Genomic DNA, 521 nt, shown 5'->3' with positions numbered 1-521 from the left:
ATGGTTTCACAAATATCCTCAATAGTCCAGTTGACAGTGATACTGCCTCCATCGCATAAAGCAATGGATTGGTCTGTATGGTCATGGCTTACCGTCGGCGAACCTCCAGTAAGGCTGTTTGTGATAATGTCAGTTTGTGCACTTACCCATGCAGCAATATCGGCATTGAGATTGGTTTGTGCCAGTGCGGGGCTGTCATTGTCAAAATCACAAGCATCTGCTACTTTACTGGAAGGGTCCGTAAAAGCGATGCCTTCCGGTTGGGTAAAGGTATAGGTTGCGGTAATGGAATTGATAGTCTCGCATAAATCGGTAATTGTCCATGTAATGGCAATACTTCCGGAATTACAAAAAGTAATGGATTGGTTTGTATAGTCATTGGTTACAACAGGATCACACCCACCGGATACGCTATTGGCAATGGTAGCGTTTTGAGCGGTTATCCATGCAGCAATATCAGCATCAAGATTGGCTTGGGCAACAGCAGCATCTGGATCGTCAAACTCAGAAGCAACGGACGT

General features: G+C 45.1%; 1 protein-coding gene. It reads right to left on the bottom strand.

Going from position 1 to position 521, the window contains the following annotated elements:
* A partial coding sequence (locus ACGLWY_RS18655) for a hypothetical protein (RefSeq protein WP_396621188.1) occupies window positions 1-521 on the bottom strand: 521 nt, incomplete at both ends.

This window comes from Mariniflexile sp. HMF6888 (genome assembly GCF_044335535.1).
Taxonomy (GTDB): Bacteria; Bacteroidota; Bacteroidia; order Flavobacteriales; family Flavobacteriaceae; genus Mariniflexile.
Note: the sequence above shows the minus strand (reverse complement) of the source record. Positions and strands in the feature narration are given on the sequence as shown.